This window comes from Nitrosospira sp. Nsp1 (genome assembly GCF_900100985.1).
Taxonomy (GTDB): Bacteria; Pseudomonadota; Gammaproteobacteria; order Burkholderiales; family Nitrosomonadaceae; genus Nitrosospira.
The window spans coordinates 1-1310 of record NZ_FMUF01000050.1; the positions used below are offsets into that span (position 1 = coordinate 1).

The 1310-nt window shown below is 56.3% G+C and carries 1 protein-coding gene; it reads right to left on the minus strand.

Annotated elements, in window-relative coordinates; genetic code table 11:
- Nucleotides 1-40: 40 nt before the first annotated feature.
- A complete protein-coding gene (locus BLP78_RS15005) occupies nucleotides 41-1054 on the minus strand; it encodes an IS110 family RNA-guided transposase (RefSeq protein WP_090460556.1) in 1014 nt (337 codons plus the stop codon).
- Nucleotides 1055-1310: the final 256 nt, after the last annotated feature.

Consider the following 1310-nt stretch of genomic DNA (forward strand, 5'->3'; position numbering starts at 1 on the left):
TACTCTGTTCCCGTCAACAATAATTTTCGATTTTTCTGCCTCATGCGTGAAGCGCATAGAACCGTCGATTATCGAACGGCTGATTGTGGGTAAACATGCCATGGATGGCATGCAGCAATTTACGCATGACGGCGCACACGCCCTGCAAAGGGGTTTTGCCGCGGGTGATCAGATGCTCGAAGAAGCCCTTCACATGGGGGTCATGGGTTTTCGCGCTCAAGGCCGGCAGATAGAGGGCCTGGCGGATATAGCGGTTGCCGGCCTTGGAGATACGGGCACGCTTCTCCACGCTGGTTCCGGACTTGAAGTGGCGCGGGTCCAAGCCGGCGGCCTTGACCCATTGCTTGTGGCTCAACTCGGCGGGCAACAGCATCAACTCACCCAGAAGAGCGATGGCGCTGGTCTCGCCGATGCCCTTGACTGTGAGCAGCAAGGCAAAAGGGCGTGAGAGCGTCGGATGCGCTTGGATTAAGGTTTTGGCTTCCATGGCGAGGTGGTCAATACGCTTCTCCAGTTGCGCAATCGACAGCTTCAAGTCGCGCAGGACCGCTTTGGGCGTCTCTGGACTGAAGGTGAGCGCGTGATGCTGATTCTTTGCCGCCGCCTTATTGCGCGTGAGGGTGTTGATACGCCGAGCAAGGGTGCGCAGCATCAGGGTCTCGGTTGCGGGACGCAGCCAAGGCTGATAAGGCATGCGCTCGGCGTACTGCGCCAGCGTGTCGGCGTCCACCGCGTCGGTCTTGCTATTCTTCAGCAACACCTTGGCGAAGTTATGCGCGGCCTTGGGATTGAGCACTATCAGCCGCACCCCGGCATCAGCCAGTGCCAGCGCCAAATCGAGGTGATACACGCCAGTGGCCTCCAGACACACAGTCACCCCGGGAAACTTGGTTAGCCGCTTGAGCAGACGCAGCCGCTCCCCCGGAGTGTTGGCAAACTTCTGGACCTTCATGGAGGTTGCATTTTTGCGGATCACCAGCAGCAATTCTGTGGCACCGACATCAATGCCAGCGAAGATCAGCGTAGAGCTCTTTGAAATCGTTTCAGTTGTCATGATGAATCCTGGAATGAGGTTGAGATACAATGTCACTGGTTCCCTGACCCTGCATAAGCGCCTACCATCCTTGCGAATGCAGGCTCGAAGCCTGAGATACTCCGCGGTATTGGCGAATAGGGCGGGGAGCCAATCTACCTACAAGCTCAGACGCCAAGGTCTGTCTTCAGGATGGGACGGCTTCCCCAGTGAACTGATGATGTTACTTGCACCTTCAATCAAAATCAGAACAATTTCAATCATACAAGGATGGGTG

Bases quoted from the DNA above. Each gene is read 5' to 3' on its own strand.
- BLP78_RS15005 (WP_090460556.1), bottom strand. From the start codon at position 1,054: ATGACAACTGAAACGATTTCAAAGAGCTCTACGCTGATCTTCGCTGGC.